Origin of the sequence: Methylobacillus gramineus, from assembly GCF_020532675.1 — a bacterium.
In the GTDB taxonomy this organism is placed as follows: domain Bacteria; phylum Pseudomonadota; class Gammaproteobacteria; order Burkholderiales; family Methylophilaceae; genus Methylobacillus; species Methylobacillus gramineus.
On the sequence record NZ_JAJAVE010000003.1, the window covers coordinates 616,402 to 638,347 of the forward strand.

The following is a 21,946-nucleotide window of genomic DNA, read 5'->3' on the forward strand; positions in this document are numbered from 1 at the left end:
GTTCCCATGCGTCAGAGGTGGCTTGCATGAGTAAAACCTTGCTGATCATGGCGGCGGGCACTGGTGGGCATGTGATGCCAGGGCTGGCGATTGCCAAGGCCATGCAGGCACGCGGCTGGAATGTGCATTGGCTTGGCACGGTGCATGGCATGGAAAACCGCCTGGTGCCACCACATGGCTTGCCGATGACGCAGCTCAAGTTTTCTGGCCTGCGTGGCAAGGGCTGGATGCATACAGTGACTGGCATATGTCGCCTGGTGAGCTCGACATTGGCTGCATGGCGGCTCATGAAACAATTGAAGCCACAAGCCGTACTGGGGATGGGTGGCTATGTCACTGTCCCTGGAGGCTGGGCGGCGCGGACCACTGGCGTGCCCTTGGCCTTGGTCAATGCGGATGCTGGATTGCTGATGTCGAATCGGGCACTGGTCAAGCATGCCGAGCGTGTGCTGTTTGGCTTTGAGGGTGGAGAAACCTCCTTGGGTGCTGGGGCCTTCAAGGCACGTGTGACAGGTAATCCGGTGCGCGCCGAGATCGTGGATATTGCACCTCCAGAGCAACGGTTTGCCAATCGCAGCGGCAGGCTGCATTTGCTGGTGGTTGGCGGGAGCCTGGGCGCGCAGGTATTGAATCACACCCTGCCTAAAGCCTTGGCTTTGCTGCCTGCCGAGCAGCGCCCGGTAGTGACGCATCAGTCAGGGGCGCAACATATTGCATCCTTGCGAGAAGCTTATATGGCTGCTGGGGTGGAGGCGAATGTGGTGCCGTTTATTGATGACATGGCGAGTGCCTATGCCGAGGCTGATGTACTGGTGTGTCGCGCTGGCGCTATCACAGTGAGCGAACTGGCGGTGGCTGGAGTTGCCAGCATCCTGGTCCCTCTGGTGGTGTCTACCACCTCACATCAGCGTGATAACGCACGCTGGATGGCTGAGCACAATGCGGCTATCCATTTGCCACAACAGGAAATGACCGCACAAAAGCTGGCTGGATTGCTGCAAGGATTGACGCGTTCCGGCTTGCTGGCAATTGCCCATGCAGCGCGCGAGCTGGGCAGGCCGAATGCCACTGAGGCGATTGCAAACGAATTGGAAAGTATTGCCCTGCCAGAGCAGGGAGGAAATCACCGATGAAACATAAAGTAAAAAACGTGCATTTTGTCGGCATTGGCGGTTCCGGCATGAGCGGAATTGCAGAAGTGCTGCTCAATCTGGGTTTTAACGTCAGTGGATCTGACCTCGCCGATAACGCGACGACACGCCGACTCGCAAGCTTTGGTGCCAAGGTGCAGCAGGGGCACGCAGCAGAATACCTGGGTAATGCCGATGTGGTGGTGATTTCCAGCGCGGTCAAGGATGATAATCCAGAGGTGATTGCCGCACGTGACAGTAATGTGCCTATCGTGCCGCGTGCACTGATGCTGGCTGAGCTGATGCGCTTCCGCCAGGGGATTGCGGTTGCGGGTACCCATGGCAAGACCACGACCACCAGCCTGATTGCCAGCATATTGGCTGAGGCGGGGATGGATCCGACCTTTGTGATTGGTGGTCGCCTGGAAGCCTCCGGTAGCAATGCCCGTCTGGGTACGGGTGAGTTTATCGTGGCAGAGGCAGATGAATCTGATGCCTCCTTCCTGCACCTGACGCCGATTATCTCTGTGGTAACGAATATAGACGCCGATCACATGGACACTTACGGCCATGATTTCGAGCGGCTTAAGGGGGCGTTTGTCGAGTTCCTGCAGCGTTTGCCGTTTTATGGCATGGCAGTGGTCTGCATTGATGACCCTAATGTGCGTGCCATCCTGCCGCAGATTTCCAAGCCGGTGATGCCTTATGGTTTTTCTGAAGAGGCGCGTATCCGTGCCAGCAATGTGCGGGCGGAAAACGGCAAGATGCATTTCACGGTGAGCCGTATCAATGGGATTACCACTACCTTTGATGTCACGCTTAACCTGCCTGGCAATCACTATGTGTTGAATGCGCTGGCGGCGATTGCCGTTGCCAGTGAGTTGAATGTGCCGGATGCGGCCATCATCAAGGCTCTGGCCGAGTTCAAGGGTGTGGGACGTCGTTTTGAGCGCTATGGCGAAGTACAGGCCAGGGACGGTGGAACCTTTACTCTGGTCGACGACTACGGCCATCATCCGGTCGAAATACAAGCCGTGATTGCGGCGGCGCGTGGGGCTTTTCCTGATCGCCGTCTGGTGCTGGCTTTCCAGCCGCATCGTTATACACGGACGCGAGATTGTTTCGAGGATTTCGTCAAGGTCCTTTCCAGTGCCGATGTGGCACTGTTGACCGAAGTGTATTCCGCTGGTGAGGCACCGATCGTGGCCGCCGATGGCCGTGCGTTGGTGAGAGCTGTACGTGTGGCGGGCAAGGTGGAGCCGATCTTTGTGGAAACCACCAATGAGCTGCCGCAGGCGATTCTGGATATGGCGCAGGCTGATGATGTGGTCATTGTCATGGGCGCTGGTTCCATCGGACAAGTGGCTGCAAAAACCAGGGAGCTTGCCCAGTGATGGCGCAACGTGACATTAGCTCAGGCACCTTGCTGCGTAACGAGTCTTTGGCACGTTACACCAGCTGGCGTGCGGGCGGTGCCGCAGACAGTTTTTACATTCCAGCGGGGCTGGATGACCTAGGCAGTTTTCTGGCTGGGCTGGATGCGCAAGAGCCTGTGCAGTTTATCGGCCTTGGGTCCAACCTGCTGGTGCGCGATGGTGGAGTGCGCGGCACTGTGGTGTTGATGCATGGCGTATTGACTGCGCTGGCGCTCGAAAATGATGTGGTGTTTGCCGAGGCTGGCGTGACGTGCGCCAAGCTTGCCAAATTTACTGCGCGCCAGCACAAGCATGGTGCTGAGTTCATGGCGGGTATCCCCGGTACCGTGGGCGGCGCATTGGCGATGAACGCAGGCTGTCATGGTGCGGAAACCTGGGACGTGGTGCAGCAGGTACTGACCATAGACCGTAAAGGTCAGCTGCATACACGCAGCAAGGCGGAGTTTGCTACTGCGTATCGGCATGTGGACATGCCGGTGGACAATGAGTGGTTTGTCGCGGCCTGGTTTGCGCTGGAAAGCGGTGAAGCTACTGAGGCCGAATTGAAGATCAAGCAGTTGTTGGCGAAGCGCCTGGCCACCCAGCCATTGAATTTGCCCAATGCAGGCTCAGTATTCCGTAACCCGCCAGGTGATCATGCTGCCCGGCTGATTGAAGCCAGCGGACTGAAGGGGCACAGCATAGGGGGTGCACAGGTGTCAGAGAAGCATGCCAACTTTATCGTCAACACAGGCGAGGCTACTGCGGCGGATATAGAACACCTGATTGCGCATGTGCGTACAACGGTAAAGCAGCAGCAGCATGTGGATTTGCAACAAGAAGTCAGAATTATTGGAGAGTGGGCATGAGTAGTCAGTTTGGCAAAGTGGCTGTGCTGCTGGGCGGTAAGTCCGGTGAGCGTGCGGTATCGCTCAAGAGCGGTGGCGCAGTATTGGCTTCTTTGCAACGTAGCGGCGTGGATGCACACGCATTTGATCCTGCGGAAAAACCGTTACATGAACTGGCGGCGTTTGATCGTGTATTTATCGCCCTGCATGGCCGCTATGGTGAAGACGGGACTATCCAGGGTGCACTGGAGCTGATGGGCATTCCTTACACCGGCAGCGGTGTCATGGCATCCAGCGTGGGCATGGACAAATGGCGCACCAAGTTGTTATGGCGTTCTGCCGGTGTGGCAACACCGGATTTTGAATTGGTGACGGCAGACAGTGATTTTGCTGCGATAGAAAACCGGTTGGGTTTGCCCTTGTTTGTCAAACCCGCCAATGAAGGTTCGAGCATAGGGATCAGCAAGGTGAAGCAGGCGGGTGAATTGAAAGCTGCTTATAAGCTGGCCGCCAAGTCTGATCCCTTGGTGATTGCCGAGCAGTTTGTCGGTGGGGGGGAGTATACGGTGGGCATACTTGGCGATACGGCATTGCCCATTATCCGTATCGTGCCAGCCAATGAGTTTTACGATTATGACGCCAAGTATCTGCGTGACGATACGCAATATCTCTGCCCGTGTGGATTGCCTACCGAGCAGGAGTTGCAGATTCGTGAGCAGGCATTGCAGGCGTTTCGCACCGTGGGTGGTCGCGGTTGGGGCCGGGTGGATTTCCTTATGGATGAAGCAGGCAAGCATTATTTCCTGGAGGTGAATACCTCGCCAGGCATGACGGATCATAGCCTGGTGCCTATGGGTGCCCGGGCAGCAGGGCTTGGTTTTGATACATTGGTATTGAAAGTGCTGGAGTCTGCGCATGTGGGATAAGCCGCGCGTCCTGAACTGGATCGCGAATTTCCTCAACGCACTGGCGGCGGTGATGTTTGTATATGGCCTGGTGTATGTCGTGGTGCACTTGCCCATATTTCCACTGAAGGAAGTGCGGGTGGAAGGGCATCTTGATCATGTGACACGTGAGCAGATCAAGTGGATTGTGGACCGGCATTTGCAAGGTAATTTTTTTACCGTGGATGTGGTCAAGGCGCGTGATGCCTTCCAGAAGTTGCCATGGGCACGCAAGGTCAGTGTACGCAAACGCTGGCCTGACAAGCTGGAAGTGGTGGTGGAAGAGCATAGAGAGCTGGCGCGCTGGGGCAATATTGCCCTGGTGAATACCTACGGTGAGTTGTTTCATGCGGCTTCTGATAGTGACTTGCCGGTGTTCTATGGGCCTGGGGATGGTGTGCAGGAAGTGGCGCAGCACTACGGGAAATATAGCCAGGCGCTGGCAGGGGTGAGCGGGATGCGTATTGCACAGTTGGCACTGACCCCGCGCCGGGCCTGGCAGATCAAGACAGACAAGGGCATGGTGATAGAGCTGGGCCGGGAACAGATGGAAGCACGCTTGCAGAAATTTGCAGGTGCCTACAACCAGACATTGGGTGGAGTGAAAGTAGGCATCAGTTATGCCGATTTGCGCTACCCGAATGGTTTTGCGGTGCGTAAGCCTGAAGTGGCAGTACCCAAACGAAAGACAGGCGCGGCCTGAGTACTATGGAAAAATGGAGAGATAAATGAGCAGGGTCAGGGAAGATAAAAATCTCATTGTCGGGCTGGATATTGGGACATCAAAGATCGTTGCTATCGTTGCTGAGTTACAGCCCGAGGGTAGTCTCAAGGTCATAGGCCTGGGGCAAGGAACATCACGCGGCCTGAAAAAGGGCGTGGTGGTAAATATCGATTCCACGGTGCAGGCGATTCAGCGAGCGCTGGAGGAGGCTGAGCTGATGGCGGATTGCAAGATCAGCACGGTGTTTACCGGCATTGCGGGCAGCCATATCAAGAGCCTTAACTCGCATGGCATGGTCAAGATCAAGGATGCCGAAGTAACGCAGATGGATGTAGATCGCGTGATTGAAACCGCGCGCGCGATTGCACTACCGTCTGATCAGCAGATCCTGCATATCCTGACCCAGGAATTCATCATCGATGGGCAGGAAGATGTGCGCGAGCCGCTGGGCATGAGCGGAATGAAGCTGGAGGTCAAGGTGCATATCGTCACCGGGGCCGTGTCAGCTGCGCAGAATATCGTCAAGTGCATCAAGCGTTGTGGCCTGGAAGTGAGTGATCTCATTCTACAGCCACTGGCATCCAGCATGGCGGTCTTGACTGAAGATGAAAAGGAACTGGGTGTATGCCTGGTGGATATCGGTGGTGGTACGACGGATATTGCGGTGTTCAAACAAGGTGCGATTCGCCATACCGCGGTGGTGCCGATTGCCGGTGACCAGATTACGAATGATGTGGCTGTGGCTTTCCGCACGCCTACGCAATCCGCAGAGGAAATCAAGATCAAGCATGGTTGCGCATTGCGCCAACTGGCAGACCCGCGGGAAGTGGTGGAAGTGCCAGGTGTTGATGGGCGTGACCCGCGTCAGTTGTCCGTGCAGACCCTGGCTGAGGTGATAGAGCCTCGGGTTGTCGAGCTGTATGAGTTTGTCTTGGGAGAGCTTAGACGTAGCGGTATGGAAGAGATGATTGCTTCCGGCATCGTGATTACGGGAGGTTCCTCGATGATGAAGGGCATGGTCGAATTGGGTGAAGAAATATTCCACATGCCGGTACGCCTAGGCATGCCGCGCTATGTGGGAGGGTTGTCCGAGGTGGTGGGAAATCCGCGTTACGCCACCGGAGTGGGTTTGGTCCTGATGGGCAAGCAGCAGGTGGAACGGCAGTTCCAGGGCCAGATGGAGTCCAATTCCTTCAGTCAGGTGTTTAGCCGGATGAAGAGTTGGTTCCAGGGGAATTTTTAGTAGTGCACATGAGTTGTAGTGTGTTTTCAGAATTTTTCGCGTTTAGGCAGACGTAACTTAAGGAGGTTTTAACATGTTTGAGATTATGGACAGGGACTCACAAGAGGCCGTGATCAAGGTTATAGGTGTGGGAGGTTGCGGTGGTAACGCCGTAGCACACATGATCGAAAAGAATGTCGGTGGCGTGGAGTTCATTTGCGCTAACACTGACATGCAGGCACTGAAGAAGAGCCAGGCCAAGACTGTATTGCAGATTGGTACTGACATCACCAAGGGCCTTGGCGCTGGCGCGCGTCCCGAGATTGGCCGTGAGGCTGCACTGGAAGACCGCGACCGTATTGCCGAAATCATTGATGGTGCAGACATGCTGTTCATCACCGCGGGTATGGGTGGTGGCACAGGTACCGGCGCTGCGCCTATCATCGCTGAAGTTGCCAAGGAAATGGGTATTCTGACAGTGGCCGTGGTGACCAAGCCTTTCTCTTTTGAAGGCAAGCGCACCAAGGTAGCACAGGAAGGCCTGGACGAACTTTCCAAGCATGTTGACTCTCTTATCATTATCCCTAATGAAAAGTTGATGCAGGTGCTGGGTGAGGATGTACCTTTCCTGGATGCATTCAAGGCGGCCAATGATGTGTTGCACAATGCGGTGTCTGGAATTGCTGAAATCATCAATTGCCCAGGCATGGTGAACGTCGACTTTGCTGACGTACGCACCGTGATGTCTGAAATGGGTATGGCAATGATGGGATCTGCGACGGCCACTGGTAGTGAACGTGCCCGTATTGCCGCTGAGCAAGCCGTTGCCAGCCCATTGCTGGAAGATGTCAATCTGGCCAATGCACGTGGCGTGTTGGTGAATATCACTGCCAGCAGCTCCTTCAAGATGAAGGAGTACTATGACGTGATGAATACCATCAAGGAATTCACCGCTGATGATGCGACTGTGATTGTCGGCAATGTATTCGATGAGTCGATTGGGGATGGTCTGCGTGTGACCATGGTGGCTACTGGTCTTAACGGTGTTGTCAGCCGTCGCCAGCAAAAACCAGAGTTGCGTGTGATGACACAGGTGCGTGATGGTACGACCAATCAGCCTATATATGTAGGCGGTGTGGATGAAGAAGGCCCTGCCGTATTCAGTTCCAATGGCCGTCGTGCACAGGTTGAAGCCATGAAGATGTCAGGCGTGGAGGAATATGACATTCCTGCATTCCTGCGTAAACAGGCTGACTAAGTAACAAGTGGCAAGCTGGATAGGCTACCCGTATGGGGCTCGAGGATACTGACGCCTGCCACGGCGGGTGCGGCCAGCATGTTATAATCAGGCAATTAAACGAATGAGGGCTCTCGAGAGAGGGGGCGACAGTGCTTAAACAAAGAACACTGAAAACGACTATTAGTGCTACCGGTGTAGGATTGCATTCGGGCGACAAGGTTACCCTGACCTTGCGACCGGCTGCACCTGATACCGGGATTGTCTTCCGTCGGGTCGATCTGCCCGATACCGCGGAATTCAGGGTGCAACCTCATCTCGTCACTGACACCAAGCTCTGCTCCGCACTAGATTGCGGAGGGGCCAGGGTTGCCACGATTGAACATCTGATGTCTGCACTTGCCGGACTTGGCATAGACAATATCCATATCGATCTCAATGCGGGCGAAGTGCCTATTATGGACGGCAGTGCCGGGCCTTTTGTTTTTCTTCTGCAACAGGCCGGCATTGTCGAACAACCCGCGATGAAGAGATTCATCCGCATCAAGAAAACGGTTGAATATCGCGAAGGCGATAAATGGGTGCGTTTCGACCCTTATTTTGGCTTCAAGCTGGATTTCACGATTGATTTTGACCACCCTGCCGTGGAACATACCGGGCAGAAGGTGTCTATTGATTTTGCTGACAACTCCTATATCAAGGAGATCAGTCGGGCCCGTACCTTTGGCTTTATGCATGAGGTTGAAGCCTTGCGCTCCATGGGCTTGGCCCGTGGTGGTAGCCTGGACAATGCGATTGTGCTGGATGAGTACCGTGTGCTGAACAGTGATGGCTTGCGTTACGACGATGAGTTCGTCAAACACAAAATGCTGGATGCGATTGGCGACCTGTATGTATTGGGCCATCCCTTAATTGGGGCATTCAGTGCTTTCAAGGCCGGGCATTACATGAATAATCAATTGCTGCGAACCTTGCTCGCCGATGCTGATGCCTGGGAATACGCTACTTTCGACAAGTTCGAAGAAGCCCCCGGTGCATTCCAGACGCCAATAGGTGTACCGCCAGCCTTGCATTACACATAAGTCGCTAGCATGCTGGTCTTGCGCATTCTTCTAGTATTGGGGCTGATTTCAGTCGCAGTATCACTGGGTATTTACATTATTTCAGGTGACAAGCGTTACCTGAAATTCACCTGGCAGCTGACCAAGTTCACACTGGTCATGCTATTGGTGGTGGCGCTTGTCATTGCCATGGGCCGCATCATTCTCTATTAGTCTGGGCGTGGGCTAGCCATTTATCTGAATGGCTATGCTATGCTTGATTGAGCTTCATGGAGTTGGGTAATACAAAATGCAGTTGAGAGAGGCTAATACAAGCAATATAGCAGGGCATAGCAACACTCCGTTTGCAAGGAAGGCAGTCGCTAGCTGCCTCAAATCTGGCGGCCAACTCTTGAGTATATGGGGCCGGATGGCGCTGGTAATGTCGCTGTTCTGTAGCACCATGCTATGGGCAGCCAGTCCGGATGACCTCTTCATCAGTGCGCGCACTGCCTATAACTCCCGCAATACCACCGTGCTGGCAGATGCTGCGCAGAAACTGCAAGCGCAGAACCATGTGCTGGCCCCTTATGCCGACTACTGGTTAATGTTGCTCAATCTAAGTCAGGCGGATAATCAAACCGTACGTCATTTCCTCGAGCGGTATGCTGACCTGCCATTTGCCGACCGTGTGCGAGGCGAGTGGCTCAAGGCATTGGCGCGGCGCCAGGACTGGCAGACCTTCTTTGAAGAATATCCCAAATTCAAGCGCGATGATGCCAGCGTCAATTGCTATGCAATCGATGCCGGTATCCAGCAGGGCCTTGAGTCTTCTGTATTGGAAGGCAAGACCTTGTGGATGACGGGTAGTGAACTGCCTGCCAATTGCGAGGCGGTATTTGATCGCCTGCAGAAAGGCGGTGTATTGCGCGATGACGATATCTGGGCGCGTACACGGTTGCTATTGCAGGGGTCAAAAATGACCGTGGTCAAGGTTGTGCTGCAGCGTATTCCCGGTGTTGATAAGACCAACCTCAAGCTGTTGGATCGTGTTTACCAGAATCCACAGCAAGTCCTGGAAAAAGGGCAGATTTCCTTTAAAAGTCGCTTGGGTAAAGAGCTCAATCTGTATGCACTGGAGCGCTTGAGCAAAAGTCAGCCAGCTCTGGCGCTGGATATATGGGAAAAAGTCCATACCAGTTTTGAGCCAGTCGATCGTGATTATTTCTGGGGACGGTTTGCGCTGCATGCAGCCCGCAAGCATGACCCAATGGCATTAACCTATTACAACCGCGCCGGAAATACTGCGCTGGACAAGGATCAGCGTGAGTGGAAAGCGCGCTCTGCGTTGCGCAATGCTGAATGGAAAGCCTTGCAAGCTGCGATTGCCGAGATGCCTGAGGCGCAGCAGGAAGAGGGTGTATGGCGTTATTGGAAAGCGCGCGCGCTGAAAGAGCAAAAGCAGCTGGTAGCGGCTAATCTCATACTGGTCGGCTTGTCCAGGGAAAACAATTATTATGGCTTGCTGGCCGAAGAGGAAATGGGAGACGTAGTGGCTGCCCCTCCCGCTTTTTACAAGACAACACCAGAGGAAGTACGGATTGCGCTGGCTTCTCCCGGTGTGCAGCGCTCGCTGGCACTCCGGCGCCTGGATATGCGCTGGGAGTCGAGGGCGGAATGGGTGTACGCAACCAGCAATTTTGACGACAAGCAATTGATTGCCGCGGCCGAAGTGGCTTTCCGTGAAGGCTGGTATGACATTGCCATCAGTACGGCGGACCGTACCAAGCTACTGCATGATTTTGCCTTGCGTTACCCGACACCATATCGAGACATGATGCAAGGATATGCCGCCGATAATGCACTGGATGAAGCATGGGTATACGGCCTGATCCGGCAGGAAAGCCGTTTTGTCAGCTGGGCCAAATCTTCGGTAGGCGCCTCAGGCCTGATGCAGGTGATGCCAGCCACCGCCAAGTGGATAGCCAAGCGGCTGGGCATGGGCAGTTTCGAGCCTTCCATGATTAATCAACTGGATACCAACCTGAAGTTTGGGACACATTATCTGCGCTACACCATGGATCAGATGAGTGATCAGTCACTGATGGCAACGGCTGCTTATAATGCGGGGCCAGGCCGGCCCAAGCGCTGGGCATCCAACCGGCCACTGGAAGGGGCAGTCTATGCTGAAACAATCCCTTTTAGCGAAACACGCGACTATGTGAAAAAGGTACTGGGTAACGCCTACTACTACTCACAACAGCTCGGAACCAAAAAACTGACCCTGAAAGAGCGTCTGGGCGTGGTGCCTGGCGTGGGTGCTGCAGTCAGCGCAGAAGAAGACTGAGGTTACGGCGGCCCTGCTACCATATAATGGTACAGGAATTGACCGAGCAATTCGGTAGCAGACTAATCAAGTAAGGACTGTATTTGATGCAACGTATCAGACAAATATGTGTATTGGGTGGCTCTGGTTTTGTTGGCAGTGCCATCGTGCAACGCCTCAGCACTGCAGGGTACGACGTGAAGGTACTGACACGCCGCCGGGAGAGCAGCAAGCATCTGATCTTGTTGCCCAATGTGCAGGTGGTGGAGTGTGATCTTTTTAACAATACTGCCTTGTCTGGTCATTTACATGGCCAGGATGCCGTCATAAACCTAGTGGGCATATTGCACGAGTCCGGCAATGCCACATTCCAGGCCTTGCATGTCGATTTGCCGCGTCGCGTTGCAGATATCTGTTGCAAACAGGGGGTCAGCCGCCTAGTGCACATGGGGGCCTTGAAAGCCAGTAGCTCTGCCAAGAGTGAATATCTAAAATCCAAGGCTGCCGGTGAGGCTGCGGTGCTTGCTCGTGCTGGTGAAATCCAGGTGACGGTGTTCCGCCCTTCCGTCATTTTTGGTCGGGGAGACAGTTTTCTCAGCCTGTTTGCCAGTCTGGTCAAGATATTGCCCGTGATTGCAGTGGCCAAGCCACAAGCAAAGTTCCAGCCTATCTGGGTGGAGGATGTTGCTCATGCTTTTGTCAGCACGCTTGAAAACATCAGTACCTATGGCCGTGCATTTGATCTAGGTGGCCCGCACATTTATACCCTGAAGGAATTGATCGAGTTTGTGGCGTTTATTCTGGGTAAAAAACGCCGCATCATTTCCCTTAACGATACGCTTTCCTACTATCAGGCTTATGCGCTGGAGTTGATGCCTGTCAAATTGATGACGCGGGATAACTTGTTCTCCATGGAAGTGGACAGCGTCTGCGATGGCGATGTGTCCAATCTGTTTGGTATACAACCCACCGCACTGGAAGCAGTCGCGGCGGAGTACCTTGCTGGCGATACGCCCAGAAGCGCTTATGATCGCTTTCGTAGTCTGGCTGGGCGTAGTTTCAGCAAACGGTAAGCACCATGGACATATTCTCGGTAGGCGGTGCGGTACGGGATGAGCTGTTGGGCCTGCCGGTCAAGGATCGTGATTATGTCGTGGTGGGCAGTACGCCAGAAGCAATGGTTGCGCTAGGCTATCGTCCGGTAGGCAAGGACTTTCCCGTGTTCCTGCATCCGCAAACTCATGAGGAATATGCGCTTGCTCGTACCGAGCGCAAGACTGGCAAAGGGTATAAAGGGTTTCAGGTACATGCTTCACCTGACGTCACGTTGGAGCAAGATCTTGCCCGTCGTGATCTCACCATCAATGCCATTGCCAAGGATTCCGCTGGCAAGCTGATCGACCCATATCACGGCATGGCTGACATCCAGGCAAAACAGTTGCGCCATGTCAGTGCTGCCTTTAGCGAAGATCCAGTACGCATCCTGCGGGCAGCCCGCTTCGCAGCCCGGTTTACTGAATTCAGTGTCGCAGATGAGACCATGCAGCTGATGCGACAGATGGTGGCAGACGGCGAGGTTGATGCCCTGGTCCCGGAGCGCGTCTGGCAAGAGCTGGCCAAAGGACTGATGGAGTCGCGTCCCAGCCGCATGTTTGATGTCTTGCGTTCCTGTGGCGCACTGCAGCGTATATTGCCTGAGCTTGATCGCCTGTTTGGTGTGCCGCAAACGGCAAAATATCATCCTGAAGTGGATACGGGCATTCATATCATGCTGGTGATTGATTACGCCGCTAGCCAGGGTTTCTCTCTTCCTGTCAGGTTTGCCGCCTTGACCCATGATCTGGGCAAGGGCACTACCCCCGCAGATATGCTGCCACGGCATATCGGGCATGAAGAGCGCAGCGTGAGTTTGCTCAAGGAGGTAGTCCAGCGCTTGCGTGTGCCTAATGATTGCAAGGAGCTGGCGCAGGTCGTGGCCAAATTTCATGGCAAAGTGCATCAGGTGAATGAAATGCGTCCTGATACTGTGTTACGCTTTCTGCTGGAAACTGATGCGATACGTCAGCCGCAGCGTTTTCGTGACTTTCTCTCTGCATGTGAGGCCGATGCAAGAGGACGTACCAGCTTTGAACAACAGGAGTTGCCGCATTTTCAGTATTTGCTGGAGGTGCTGAAAATAGTCATGCAGGTCGATGCCGGGGTAATTGCTGCTGCCCAGGAAAATCCGGCCAATATCAAGGATGCCGTGTTTGATGCACGGGTTGCAGCCATCAAACAACAGCTTGAACCACTAAAACTATAAAGAAGTGATCACAAAGTAGCGGTACCAAAGGGGTTAACACTATTCAAGCGAATGGAGGACTGATAAAATGAGAATTGTTCTCAATAAATGTCTCTCAGCACTTCAGATATTCATGCGCAAAACCCAGCACAATGTATTGCACACCATATACAGCAGCCAGCATCAATGGCTGCAGGGGTGGTTGCGCAAAAAACTTGGCTGCCCTGACAATGCGGCGGATATTGCCCAGGATACCTTTACCCGGATTCTTGGCCAACAAGATACGCGTCCCATCCATGAAATTCAGGAGTCCCGTGCTTACCTGACCACTATCGCCAAACGCTTGATGGTGGATTTCTTCCGTCGTGCCGATCTTGAGCGTGCTTACCTCGACGAGCTGGCACAAACCACTGAAGCCTTACAACCCTCGCCTGAAGCACGGCTGGAAACGCTGCAAATGTTGCAGCAAATGGATAGCCTGTTAGCTGGGCTGAGTCCAAAAGCCAGGGCTGCCTGGCTATATAGTCGTCTTGATGGCCTCAAGCATGCTGATATTGCCGAGTCGCTGGGGGTATCTGTGCCAAGAGTCAGGCAATACCTTGCCAAGGCTGCACGTCAGGCTTATCTGTTGCGTTTTGGCTCAATCGACCATATGACGGACGATGTGCTAGCCGTGAGTCCTGTTATATCCCATGAGTAATGAACATTTGCCTGTGTCCCAGCGCGTGCTGGATCAGGCCATAGATTGGCAGTTACGCATGAGCTCCGGCGAAAGTACAGAGCGAGACACAATAGCGCTTGAGTTCTGGCTTTCTGCACATTCAGATCATGCGCGTGCCTGGCGCCAACTGGGCGCGCTGGATGCTGAGCTTGCTCCGGCAAGATCCTCCACCTTGCGCTCTATCTTGACCAAGCCGCTGAAAGCACGTCGTATCAAGCGGGTTGCCACGACATTGGCTACTGTGCTGGCAATGATGTGCAGCCTGACATTGTTCAACCAGTATCAGCCGCTGGGTGGCTTGCTGGCGGATTATCATACGACGACTGGTGAACGCCAGTTGATTGTGTTACCTGATAATACGGTGATACGTCTCAATACCCGTAGCGCGATTGATATTGCTTATGATGAGACTCAGCGTGCTGTTATCTTGCGTGAAGGCGAAATTGAAGTGGAAACCGGCCATAACGAGACCGAGTCCAGGCCTTTTGTGATATTGAACGCAGCGGGTAGTATGCGCGCGCTAGGCACTCGGTTTAGTGTACGTACGCTGGACGATGGCAGCGCCTTGCTGAGCGTCAGCGAATCAGCCGTGATTGCGAGGCCAGCCAGCTGCCAGCCACAGACGGTTGCTGAGTGTGATCCTCAGCAACTGGTGGAAGAAGGGCAATCCATTATCCTGCATGGGGATGCGTTATCCCCGATCCTGAACAGTCCTGCTTATCTGGATGCCTGGAAAGATGGCATGCTGGTGGTGGAAAATGCGGCCCTGGAAGATGTGGCTGCCGAGTTGTCACGCTATCGTTTTGGACGTATCAAGGTAGATCCTGAAGTGGCTCAATTACGGATTACTGGTACATTCTCGGTGGATGATACTGATTTTGCGATTGCTGCCTTGGCGGCGGCTTTGCCAGTCCGCCTGACCAAACTAGGCGGTTTCTGGGTGAGTTTTGACCCACCCAAAGAAATAGGCTTTGTCCAGACTCGCGCCAAATAATCTAAACAAGAATTTTTTTTCATTCCCCTCTATCACTTTCCTTATCTCGTTCGGCAAACAGGGGAAAGCGTTTGCTTTTCCATTATTGATAAGGGGATTCACTTTGTTTGCTGTTCGTCCAGACTCTAATGCTCACTATTGTGCTCAATTAGCACCGATGCTCCCCATCCTGTTGGCCGTCATGCTCGCAAGCTCAATGGTTGGCGCTACTGTGCATTCCGCGATGGCGGCTGACGCCATAGAAAAAATGACATGCGTCACTATGATTTGCCAGCAAGTTCGCTTGCCGCTGGGGACCACAGATATAGGTAGTTTCAGTTTGAAGGTGGCCACTATGGTGAGCCGAGTAGCCTGATGTTGACGCTACGTTATACACCGCGCCTTAAGTAGACGAAGAAAAGCCCCGCAATGCGGGGCTTTTTATTGCTTTAGCCAGCTTGGCTGGGGCAGGGTGCTATTCCTCTAGACCATATAGCAACGTCAGTTGCTGCTGCACAAACTCCATGGGCTTGCGTTTATATCCGCTCTTGGCAAACTGGTGCCAGCGACCAATCACGAAGCACAATAGCAGGTTGGCTTGAGATTCAGGATCAAGCTTGCGGCCAGTTTGAGTCTCGGCAATGCGCAGGCTTTGCTTGAGTGTCGACTCAATACGGTCGAATAGTTGGTTGATCCGGGTTTGCAGGCTCTCATCTTCATTGACTAAGGCATCGCCGATCAATACGCGGGTCATACCATGGTTTTTTTCCGCAAAGAGCAACAGGATGGTGACAATACGGCGTGCTTGGCGCAGGCCTTCGGTTTCTTCGGTGGTGATCTTGTTGATCAGGCCAAACAGCGTTTGCTCGATGAATTCGATCAGGCCATCAAACATTCTGGCTTTGCTGGGAAAGTGGCGGTAAAGCGCCGCTTCGCTGACTTCAAGTCTGGCGGCCAAGGATGCCGTGGTAATTTTCTCACGCTTGGGCGACTCCAGCATTTTTGCTAGTGTCTCCAGTATTTGCTGCTTGCGTTCTCCGGGTTTAAGCGCCATGGGTTTACCTCACTCTCTGGGCGAAATGCTGCTAGGGCATTTTGCGTTGTTATATGTTTTGTAAATCTGTGTTGTTGGCAAATCCAGAATGGTGGAAATGCGTGCATCGACATAACTTGGCTTGTGCAGACGCTTGGAGACATGGATGGTTTTCATGCCCAGTCGCTTGGCGGTCATCAAGGCGGGCAGGCTGTCTTCCAATAGTATGCAGTTGCCTGTGTTCACCTTGAGCGCTCCCAATAAATGCTGGAAGCCGCGCATTGCAGGTTTTGGATGAAAGCCTGAGGATTCCACACTGAATACCTGCTCAAACAAGTCGTCGATAGCGAGTAATTTTAGCACTCTTTTTGCATAACTCATCGGCCCGTTAGTGAATACTACCTTACGGCCAGAGAGTTGCTGGAGCGTGTGTCGCAGTCTTTTTGTGGTTATAACCATGGCAGGCAACTGTTCCAGCTGGTGGGTCTGCTGCAGGAAATGGCGGGGTGAAATACGGTGGTGGCGCATAAGGCCTTTGAGCGTGGCTCCGTAGGTGTGCCAGTAATGCTCGCGCAACGCGCAGGCAGCATGTTCCTCTAGGGCGAGCTCGGTCATGATGTATCGGGTCATCTCCACATGCAGATGCGGGAATATGGCCGCATCTGCATTGTGCAAGGTATTGTCCAGATCAAAAATCCAAACGTTAGCGCTCATCACATTGTGTTAATGCGTGCTTACTTGGCTGTAATCAGCGTACCTACGCCTGCATCGGTCAATACTTCCAACAGCAGGGCGTGCTCCACGCGACCATCAATGATATGCACTGACTTGACGCCACTACGCGCTGCGTCGAGGGCGGAACTGATCTTCGGCAGCATGCCGCCAGATAGTGTGCCGTCTGTGACCAAGTCATCAATCTGCTTGGGAGTAAGACCGGTGAGCAGGTTGCCGGATTTGTCCAATACACCAGGGGTGTTGGTGAGCAGGATAAGTTTTTCAGCCCCGAGGATTTCAGCCAGTTTGCCTGCGACCACATCGGCATTGATGTTGTAGGTTTCGCCTTCTGTGCCGACACCGATAGGTGCAATCACCGGAATAAAGTCGCCAGTGTCGAGGAACTGGATCAGGCTGGGGTCGATGCCACTGATTTCACCCACCTGGCCGATGTCGATCAGGTTGGCAGGGTTTTGCAGGTCTTGCACCAGTAGTTTGCGTGCATGGATAAAGTTGCCGTCCTGACCGGTGAGGCCGACGGCCTTGCCGCCATTGCGGTTGATGAGGTTCACAATTTCCTTGTTTACCTGACCACCCAGCACCATTTCGACGATATCCATGGTTTCTTCGTCAGTGACGCGCATGCCTTGAATGAATTCGCCCTTTTTACCGAGCTTGTCCAGCAATTCATTGATTTGTGGCCCACCGCCATGAACCACCACCGGGTTCATGCCTACCAGTTTGAGCAATACCACATCACTGGCAAAACATTCCTTGAGATGCGGGTCTGTCATGGCGTTGCCGCCGTATTTAATCACAATGGTCTTGTCGAAAAAGCGCTTGATATAAGGGAGCGCTTCCGCAAGGGTTTGGGCTTTCTGGGCGGCGGTTGTCTGGGTGAGCATTGACTCTCTCTGGTGAGCGTGAATGAGTAAGTGGCTATTTTAACCTGATTGATATGAAAATCGTGTGTCAGCGTGACAAACTCGCTGTTAAAGCCTGGGTCTGGCAGGTAGACTGCATTGATCTTTAGATGAATTCTAGCAGCGTCACCCCACTTGATTGCTTAAAGGATGCGGCATGCCCAGTGATATAGAGATTGCCCAGCAGGCTCAGATGAGGAGGATTACGGAGATTGCGCTTCAACTAGGGTTGAAGGAAGACTCGGTCGAGAATTATGGGCTATATAAGGCCAAGATAGATCTCGCTGCTAATCCCGAATTACAGGCCAGGCCGGACGGCAAGTTGATTTTAGTGACCGCGATCAGTCCCAGCCCGCCAGGGGAAGGCAAGACTACTACTACCGTGGGCTTGGGAGATGCACTAAACAAGATTGGCAGGCGCGCTATGATCTGTTTGCGTGAGCCATCAATGGGCCCTGTGTTTGGCATGAAGGGAGGTGCCGCTGGTGGGGGGTATGCCCAAGTGGTACCGATGGAAGATATCAACCTACATTTCACCGGTGATTTTGCTGCGATAGCGCTTGCCCATAACTTGCTGGCCGCGATGATAGACAATCATATTCATCATGGAAATGCCCTGGGCATAGACCCGCGGCAGGTTAGCTGGAAGCGCGTTGTAGACATGAATGACCGGGCACTACGCCAAGTCGTGGTGGGCCTGGGTGGCAAGGTCAATGGCCAGCCGCGCGAAGAGGGGTTTGATATCGTGGTTGCTTCCGAGGTGATGGCGGTATTCTGTCTTGCCACTTCGCTGAAGGATTTGCGCTCCAGACTGGGTAATATCGTGATTGGCTATCGCCAAGATGGTGTTGCCATCACCGCGCGTGATTTGCAGGCACATGGCGCCATGACAGTGTTGTTGAAAGACGCCATCAAGCCTAATTTAGTGCAAACCCTGGAACATACTCCCGCATTTGTCCATGGCGGTCCTTTCGCCAATATTGCCCATGGCTGCAACTCAGTGATAGCCACCAGCGCGGCACTCAAGTTGGCCGATTATGTGGTCACTGAGGCTGGTTTTGGTGCTGACCTGGGCGCAGAAAAATTTATTGATATCAAATGCAGAAAATCCGGCTTGAGACCCGATGTCTGTGTGGTGGTAGCGACCATGCGTGCACTCAAGTATCACGGCGGGGTGGATGTTTCCGCACTTGATCAGGAAAACCTGCAAGCGCTGCAGGCTGGGTTAGCCAACCTGGAAAAGCATGTGGACAATGTGACCCGGCATTATGGCCTGTCCTGTGTGGTGGCCATTAATCGGTTTGATCACGATACGGATGCCGAGATCGGCTTGGTCCAATCCCATATGCAGAAACTCGGTGTGAATGTGGTGTTGGCGGAGCATTGGGCCAACGGGGGCGAAGGGGCTGTGTCTCTTGCTAATGAGGTGGTGAGGTTGGCAGCGGGGCAAAATATCACGATGCGTTATGTATATGAGGACGCGGATGATCTTTGGGAAAAACTGCGTAAAGTAGCGACCCATATCTATGGAGCCACTGATGTATATGCCCCGCGTCGTGTCCGCTCCATCATCGATAAGTTGCAGGCCGATGGCTATGGTCATTATCCAATCTGCATTGCAAAAACCCAGTATTCATTCTCTACAGATGCGGCACAACGCGGTTTGCCGCATGAGCATGTGGTGACGGTGAGGGCGGTGCGGTTATGTGCAGGGGCTGAGTTTGTGGTGATGATTTGTGATGACATCATGACAATGCCAGGATTGCCCAAAGAGCCTTGTGCAATGCGTATTGATATCGACGATGATGGGCGGGTAGTGGGATTGTATTAATGCATGAAAAGCAAAAGCGGCAATCTCCCCGTTAATACTGGGGAGATTGCCGCACCGGGGTAAAACGTTGTTATTTCAATTAGGCTTGTGTATTTTTCTTGCGACGTGCCATAAATCCGACTAGGGCCAGACCACCCAGCAATAATGCGTACTCAGAAGGTTCTGGTACGGCTGCAATCTGGTCAACCTGGAATGCTACAACGCTGCTGTGCAGGTGTACCAGGAAGGAAATTTCGTAAGAGGTGATCGGGTCACTGATACCACTGAAATCCCAAGTAAAGTAACCAACAGCGCCTTCAGCAACTGGGTTTGCAGGGTCGTAAAAAGGTGAGTCTTCATTGACCGGTGCATCCGACAGGCTGAAGCTGCTTGCTGCCAGAAGTTGAGTACCGCCGTTATAGCTCAGGTATACATCGGAAATCGCTGCAGCAAGGCCACCCTGGCCACCTAGCGACTGATTGCCACCAGGGAATACTTCACTCTGGAACACAATTGAACCGAGGTTTGGAAGTAGCGTAGCATCAGAAATGCTGAATGTTGAGTAGGGTGTACCCGACCATTGATATAAACCGAGAGAAGCGGGATATGCATTGCCATAAGTACGCTTAAATTCAGCATCGCCAGCAGGTACATTGCTGTTGATGCCATCCACAATGGCTGCAATGCCGGTTGTGCCAGCACCTAAGCGGCTGGCCGTCAGTTGATTGAACCCATCAGTCGTCAGAGAGCCTGTGACATCAGAAAAGTATTGGCTAGTTGGAGTTGCCGCTTGAGAGAGTGATGTGGCTACCAGCATGGTTAAAGCAAGAATGCTTTGGGAGTATGCAATGTTCATTTATTTCCCCTTCAAGAACTATTATGGTCGGATGCCTAACACTATGAGCGTGATTGGCAAAGCAATTTAATGAATAAAAACTATTATTATTTATATTCATCTATTGATAGTAATAATTATCATTTAAAAGGTCAACATTATTTTTGAGGGGTGGATATCTGCGGGTATGTTAGATGCGCTTGCTGAATACCTTGGAGCGGCGTTGCAGGTTGTAGAATTTCTGTTTTTCGCCTGGTAGTTTTTCAACATCAGTTTCTGTGAAGCCGCGTTCAAGAAACCAGTGTTCGGTACGGGTAGTCAGGACAAAGACCGATTGCAGGCCAAGTTCGCTAGCCTGTTCTTCGCAGTAGCTGAGCAGGCGGTCGCCACGTCCACCACGGCGGAATGAAGCATGAATCGCCATGCAGGCCAGCTCGGCGGTTTTTTCGGCAGGGAATGGGTAGAGTGCTGCACAGCCTATGATTTTGCCATCGTGTTCCATGACGTGGAATCGATCAATTTCCATTTCCAAGCGTTCGCGCCCACGTCTTACCAGTATGCCTTCGTTTTCCAGTGGTTCTATAAGCTGCAATATGCCACCGACATCGCCAATGTCTGCCTTGCGCATGGCTTCCAGGGAGGCTTCGGTGACCATGGTGCCTATACCATCATGCGTGAAGAGTTCTTGCAGGATGGCACCATCGGTATGGCGGCTGATCAGGTGTGTGCGGGCAACCCCTTGATCGCATGCCCTGACAGCGGCCGGCAAATAATACAGTTCATCTTCGGTAATGTTCTGGCCGCCGTTTACTTCTGTATGGCGCAAAAGATTTTTGGCTTTATCCGCGGTCATTTCCCGCAGCAATTCACCACGGATGTTATGCACACCTGAAGAGTCCATCAGGAAGATCAGTTTGTCGGCATCCAGCGCGATCGCGGCGCTGGTGGCAACATCTTCCAGTGTCAGGTTGAATACTTCGCCGGTTGGCGAGTAGCCCAGTGGTGAAAGGAGCACCAGTTCTCCATCGTCCAGCCGCTTCTGGATGCCGATGGCATCGACTTTGCGCACCTCTCCGGTATGTTGCAGGTCTACACCTTCTATCACCCCCAGTGGTTTTGCCGTGACAAAATTCCCGCTTGCGACCCGGATATCAGCGCCCGCCATCGGCGAATTGATGAGCCCCATGGAAAGAAGGGACTCGATTTCGACGCGCACTGAGCCATTGGCTTCCTTGACGGCTTCCATGGCTTCGTCATCTGTGACGCGCAAACCATTCACCAGGCGGGTCTTCAGCTTGGCGCGTTTGAGCCGGGTTTCAATTTGAGGGCGAGAGCCATGCACCAATACCAGCCTGACTTCCAGGCTGGCAAGCAGATTGAGGTCGTGGGATAGCGTCACAAACTGTCCATCGTCTACGACCTCCCCACCAAAGGCGATCACAAAGGTTCGTCCGCCAAAGGCATGTATATAGGGAGCAGCCGAGCGAAACCAGCGGACAAATTCCTGAGGTTGATGCAGGTTGAGTCGCGACGTGGAGGTGGATTTGCCGGTTTCTCTTTCGCTTTGGGCATAAAGAAACGCAGCAGTGCAGTCCAGGGCAGTGCATAGCTTGTGCAGCATGGCTTCTGACACCCCTTGCGAGCCGCGTTCTATACGGGAGAGATTGCCGCTGTTTGCGTCCACCTTGCGCGCCAACTCTTGCAAGGTCATATTGAGGGCTTTACGGCGCTTGCGCAGGGCATTGCCTAGGGACATGGCAGGCATCCAAA

Annotated in this window: 20 protein-coding genes; 15 read left to right on the top strand and 5 right to left on the bottom strand. The window is 53.2% G+C overall.

What is annotated here, in order from left to right:
• The first annotated feature begins 26 nt into the window (after positions 1-26).
• The 14 genes from murG to LG201_RS13465 all read left to right on the top strand — a co-directional run bounded on the left by murG (position 27) and on the right by LG201_RS13465 (position 14,882).
• Positions 27-1,133, top strand: a complete 1,107-nt coding sequence (gene murG / locus LG201_RS13400) for an undecaprenyldiphospho-muramoylpentapeptide beta-N-acetylglucosaminyltransferase (protein WP_226772706.1) — start codon at positions 27-29, stop codon at positions 1,131-1,133.
• On the top strand, positions 1,130-2,524 hold the full coding sequence (gene murC, locus LG201_RS13405) for a UDP-N-acetylmuramate--L-alanine ligase (RefSeq protein WP_226772707.1): 1,395 nt from the start codon (positions 1,130-1,132) through the stop codon (positions 2,522-2,524). Before murG ends, murC begins: the two co-directional genes overlap by 4 nt.
• Positions 2,524-3,414, top strand: coding sequence for a UDP-N-acetylmuramate dehydrogenase (gene murB / locus LG201_RS13410; protein WP_226772898.1), 891 nt, complete (start codon positions 2,524-2,526; stop codon positions 3,412-3,414). The genes murC and murB overlap by 1 nt, the downstream gene beginning before the upstream one ends.
• Entirely contained in the window at positions 3,411-4,319 is a 909-nt protein-coding gene (locus LG201_RS13415) for a D-alanine--D-alanine ligase (protein ID WP_226772708.1), read from the top strand. The genes murB and LG201_RS13415 overlap by 4 nt, the downstream gene beginning before the upstream one ends.
• Positions 4,309-5,040 (top strand): cell division protein FtsQ/DivIB, encoded by a 732-nt coding sequence (locus tag LG201_RS13420; protein ID WP_226772709.1) that lies wholly within the window; start codon positions 4,309-4,311, stop codon positions 5,038-5,040. The genes LG201_RS13415 and LG201_RS13420 overlap by 11 nt, the downstream gene beginning before the upstream one ends.
• A 25-nt stretch (positions 5,041-5,065) precedes the next feature.
• Positions 5,066-6,304 (top strand): cell division protein FtsA, encoded by a 1,239-nt coding sequence (gene ftsA, locus LG201_RS13425; RefSeq protein ID WP_226772710.1) that lies wholly within the window; start codon positions 5,066-5,068, stop codon positions 6,302-6,304.
• 73 nt (positions 6,305-6,377) lie between these two features.
• Positions 6,378-7,541: a cell division protein FtsZ gene (ftsZ, locus tag LG201_RS13430; RefSeq protein ID WP_226772711.1), complete on the top strand. Its 1,164-nt coding sequence runs from the start codon at positions 6,378-6,380 to the stop codon at positions 7,539-7,541.
• A gap of 131 nt (positions 7,542-7,672) precedes the next feature.
• Positions 7,673-8,602, top strand: a complete 930-nt coding sequence (gene lpxC, locus LG201_RS13435) for a UDP-3-O-acyl-N-acetylglucosamine deacetylase (RefSeq protein ID WP_226772712.1) — start codon at positions 7,673-7,675, stop codon at positions 8,600-8,602.
• A 9-nt stretch (positions 8,603-8,611) separates the two neighbouring features.
• The gene (locus LG201_RS13440) at positions 8,612-8,794 is read left to right on the top strand and encodes a hypothetical protein (protein WP_226772713.1); all 183 of its coding nucleotides are present in this window, start codon (positions 8,612-8,614) and stop codon (positions 8,792-8,794) included.
• A gap of 208 nt (positions 8,795-9,002) precedes the next feature.
• Positions 9,003-10,907: a lytic transglycosylase domain-containing protein gene (locus LG201_RS13445; RefSeq protein WP_226772714.1), complete on the top strand. Its 1,905-nt coding sequence runs from the start codon at positions 9,003-9,005 to the stop codon at positions 10,905-10,907.
• Positions 10,908-10,993: 86 nt separating this feature from the next.
• Entirely contained in the window at positions 10,994-11,959 is a 966-nt protein-coding gene (locus tag LG201_RS13450; RefSeq protein WP_226772715.1) for a complex I NDUFA9 subunit family protein, read from the top strand.
• Between the two features lie 5 nt (positions 11,960-11,964).
• Positions 11,965-13,188: a multifunctional CCA addition/repair protein gene (locus LG201_RS13455; RefSeq protein WP_226772716.1), complete on the top strand. Its 1,224-nt coding sequence runs from the start codon at positions 11,965-11,967 to the stop codon at positions 13,186-13,188.
• 112 nt (positions 13,189-13,300) lie between these two features.
• Complete coding sequence (locus LG201_RS13460) at positions 13,301-13,867, top strand: sigma-70 family RNA polymerase sigma factor (RefSeq protein WP_226772717.1); 567 nt, start codon at positions 13,301-13,303, stop codon at positions 13,865-13,867.
• The gene (locus LG201_RS13465; RefSeq protein WP_226772718.1) at positions 13,860-14,882 is read left to right on the top strand and encodes a FecR domain-containing protein; all 1,023 of its coding nucleotides are present in this window, start codon (positions 13,860-13,862) and stop codon (positions 14,880-14,882) included. The genes LG201_RS13460 and LG201_RS13465 overlap by 8 nt, the downstream gene beginning before the upstream one ends.
• A gap of 454 nt (positions 14,883-15,336) precedes the next feature.
• On the opposite strand, the gene slmA is transcribed toward LG201_RS13465, so the two are convergent.
• Genes slmA through argB form a run of 3 tightly spaced genes read right to left on the bottom strand, consistent with a single transcriptional unit; the run spans position 15,337 to position 17,513 of the window.
• Complete coding sequence (gene slmA / locus LG201_RS13470; protein ID WP_226772719.1) at positions 15,337-15,915, bottom strand: nucleoid occlusion factor SlmA; 579 nt, start codon at positions 15,913-15,915, stop codon at positions 15,337-15,339.
• Positions 15,916-15,924: 9 nt separating this feature from the next.
• Positions 15,925-16,608 (bottom strand): pyrimidine 5'-nucleotidase, encoded by a 684-nt coding sequence (locus LG201_RS13475; RefSeq protein ID WP_226772720.1) that lies wholly within the window; start codon positions 16,606-16,608, stop codon positions 15,925-15,927.
• Between the two features lie 20 nt (positions 16,609-16,628).
• Positions 16,629-17,513, bottom strand: a complete 885-nt coding sequence (gene argB, locus LG201_RS13480; protein WP_226772721.1) for an acetylglutamate kinase — start codon at positions 17,511-17,513, stop codon at positions 16,629-16,631.
• Between the two features lie 175 nt (positions 17,514-17,688).
• On the opposite strand from argB, the gene LG201_RS13485 reads away from it, so the two are divergent.
• The gene (locus tag LG201_RS13485; RefSeq protein ID WP_226772722.1) at positions 17,689-19,362 is read left to right on the top strand and encodes a formate--tetrahydrofolate ligase; all 1,674 of its coding nucleotides are present in this window, start codon (positions 17,689-17,691) and stop codon (positions 19,360-19,362) included.
• A 79-nt stretch (positions 19,363-19,441) separates the two neighbouring features.
• Here LG201_RS13485 and LG201_RS13490 read toward each other — a convergent pair whose 3' ends face one another.
• Positions 19,442-20,197: a PEP-CTERM sorting domain-containing protein gene (locus tag LG201_RS13490; protein ID WP_226772723.1), complete on the bottom strand. Its 756-nt coding sequence runs from the start codon at positions 20,195-20,197 to the stop codon at positions 19,442-19,444.
• A 169-nt stretch (positions 20,198-20,366) separates the two neighbouring features.
• Entirely contained in the window at positions 20,367-21,932 is a 1,566-nt protein-coding gene (gene argA / locus LG201_RS13495) for an amino-acid N-acetyltransferase (protein ID WP_226772724.1), read from the bottom strand.
• Between the last annotated feature and the right edge of the window lie 14 nt (positions 21,933-21,946).

What these genes read in the sequence shown, in the direction of transcription:
- murG (WP_226772706.1), top strand. Translation starts at nt 27, where the DNA reads ATGAGTAAAACCTTGCTGATCATGGCGGCGGGCACTGGTGGGCATGTG.
- murC (WP_226772707.1), top strand. Translation starts at nt 1,130, where the DNA reads ATGAAACATAAAGTAAAAAACGTGCATTTTGTCGGCATTGGCGGTTCC.
- murB (WP_226772898.1), top strand. Translation starts at nt 2,524, where the DNA reads ATGGCGCAACGTGACATTAGCTCAGGCACCTTGCTGCGTAACGAGTCT.
- LG201_RS13415 (WP_226772708.1), top strand. Translation starts at nt 3,411, where the DNA reads ATGAGTAGTCAGTTTGGCAAAGTGGCTGTGCTGCTGGGCGGTAAGTCC.
- LG201_RS13420 (WP_226772709.1), top strand. Translation starts at nt 4,309, where the DNA reads ATGTGGGATAAGCCGCGCGTCCTGAACTGGATCGCGAATTTCCTCAAC.
- ftsA (WP_226772710.1), top strand. Translation starts at nt 5,066, where the DNA reads ATGAGCAGGGTCAGGGAAGATAAAAATCTCATTGTCGGGCTGGATATT.
- ftsZ (WP_226772711.1), top strand. Translation starts at nt 6,378, where the DNA reads ATGTTTGAGATTATGGACAGGGACTCACAAGAGGCCGTGATCAAGGTT.
- LG201_RS13440 (WP_226772713.1), top strand. Translation starts at nt 8,612, where the DNA reads ATGCTGGTCTTGCGCATTCTTCTAGTATTGGGGCTGATTTCAGTCGCA.
- LG201_RS13445 (WP_226772714.1), top strand. Translation starts at nt 9,003, where the DNA reads ATGTCGCTGTTCTGTAGCACCATGCTATGGGCAGCCAGTCCGGATGAC.
- LG201_RS13450 (WP_226772715.1), top strand. Translation starts at nt 10,994, where the DNA reads ATGCAACGTATCAGACAAATATGTGTATTGGGTGGCTCTGGTTTTGTT.
- LG201_RS13455 (WP_226772716.1), top strand. Translation starts at nt 11,965, where the DNA reads ATGGACATATTCTCGGTAGGCGGTGCGGTACGGGATGAGCTGTTGGGC.
- LG201_RS13460 (WP_226772717.1), top strand. Translation starts at nt 13,301, where the DNA reads ATGCGCAAAACCCAGCACAATGTATTGCACACCATATACAGCAGCCAG.
- LG201_RS13465 (WP_226772718.1), top strand. Translation starts at nt 13,860, where the DNA reads ATGAGTAATGAACATTTGCCTGTGTCCCAGCGCGTGCTGGATCAGGCC.
- slmA (WP_226772719.1), bottom strand. Translation starts at nt 15,915, where the DNA reads ATGGCGCTTAAACCCGGAGAACGCAAGCAGCAAATACTGGAGACACTA.
- LG201_RS13475 (WP_226772720.1), bottom strand. Translation starts at nt 16,608, where the DNA reads ATGAGCGCTAACGTTTGGATTTTTGATCTGGACAATACCTTGCACAAT.
- argB (WP_226772721.1), bottom strand. Translation starts at nt 17,513, where the DNA reads ATGCTCACCCAGACAACCGCCGCCCAGAAAGCCCAAACCCTTGCGGAA.
- LG201_RS13485 (WP_226772722.1), top strand. Translation starts at nt 17,689, where the DNA reads ATGCCCAGTGATATAGAGATTGCCCAGCAGGCTCAGATGAGGAGGATT.
- LG201_RS13490 (WP_226772723.1), bottom strand. Translation starts at nt 20,197, where the DNA reads ATGAACATTGCATACTCCCAAAGCATTCTTGCTTTAACCATGCTGGTA.
- argA (WP_226772724.1), bottom strand. Translation starts at nt 21,932, where the DNA reads ATGTCCCTAGGCAATGCCCTGCGCAAGCGCCGTAAAGCCCTCAATATG.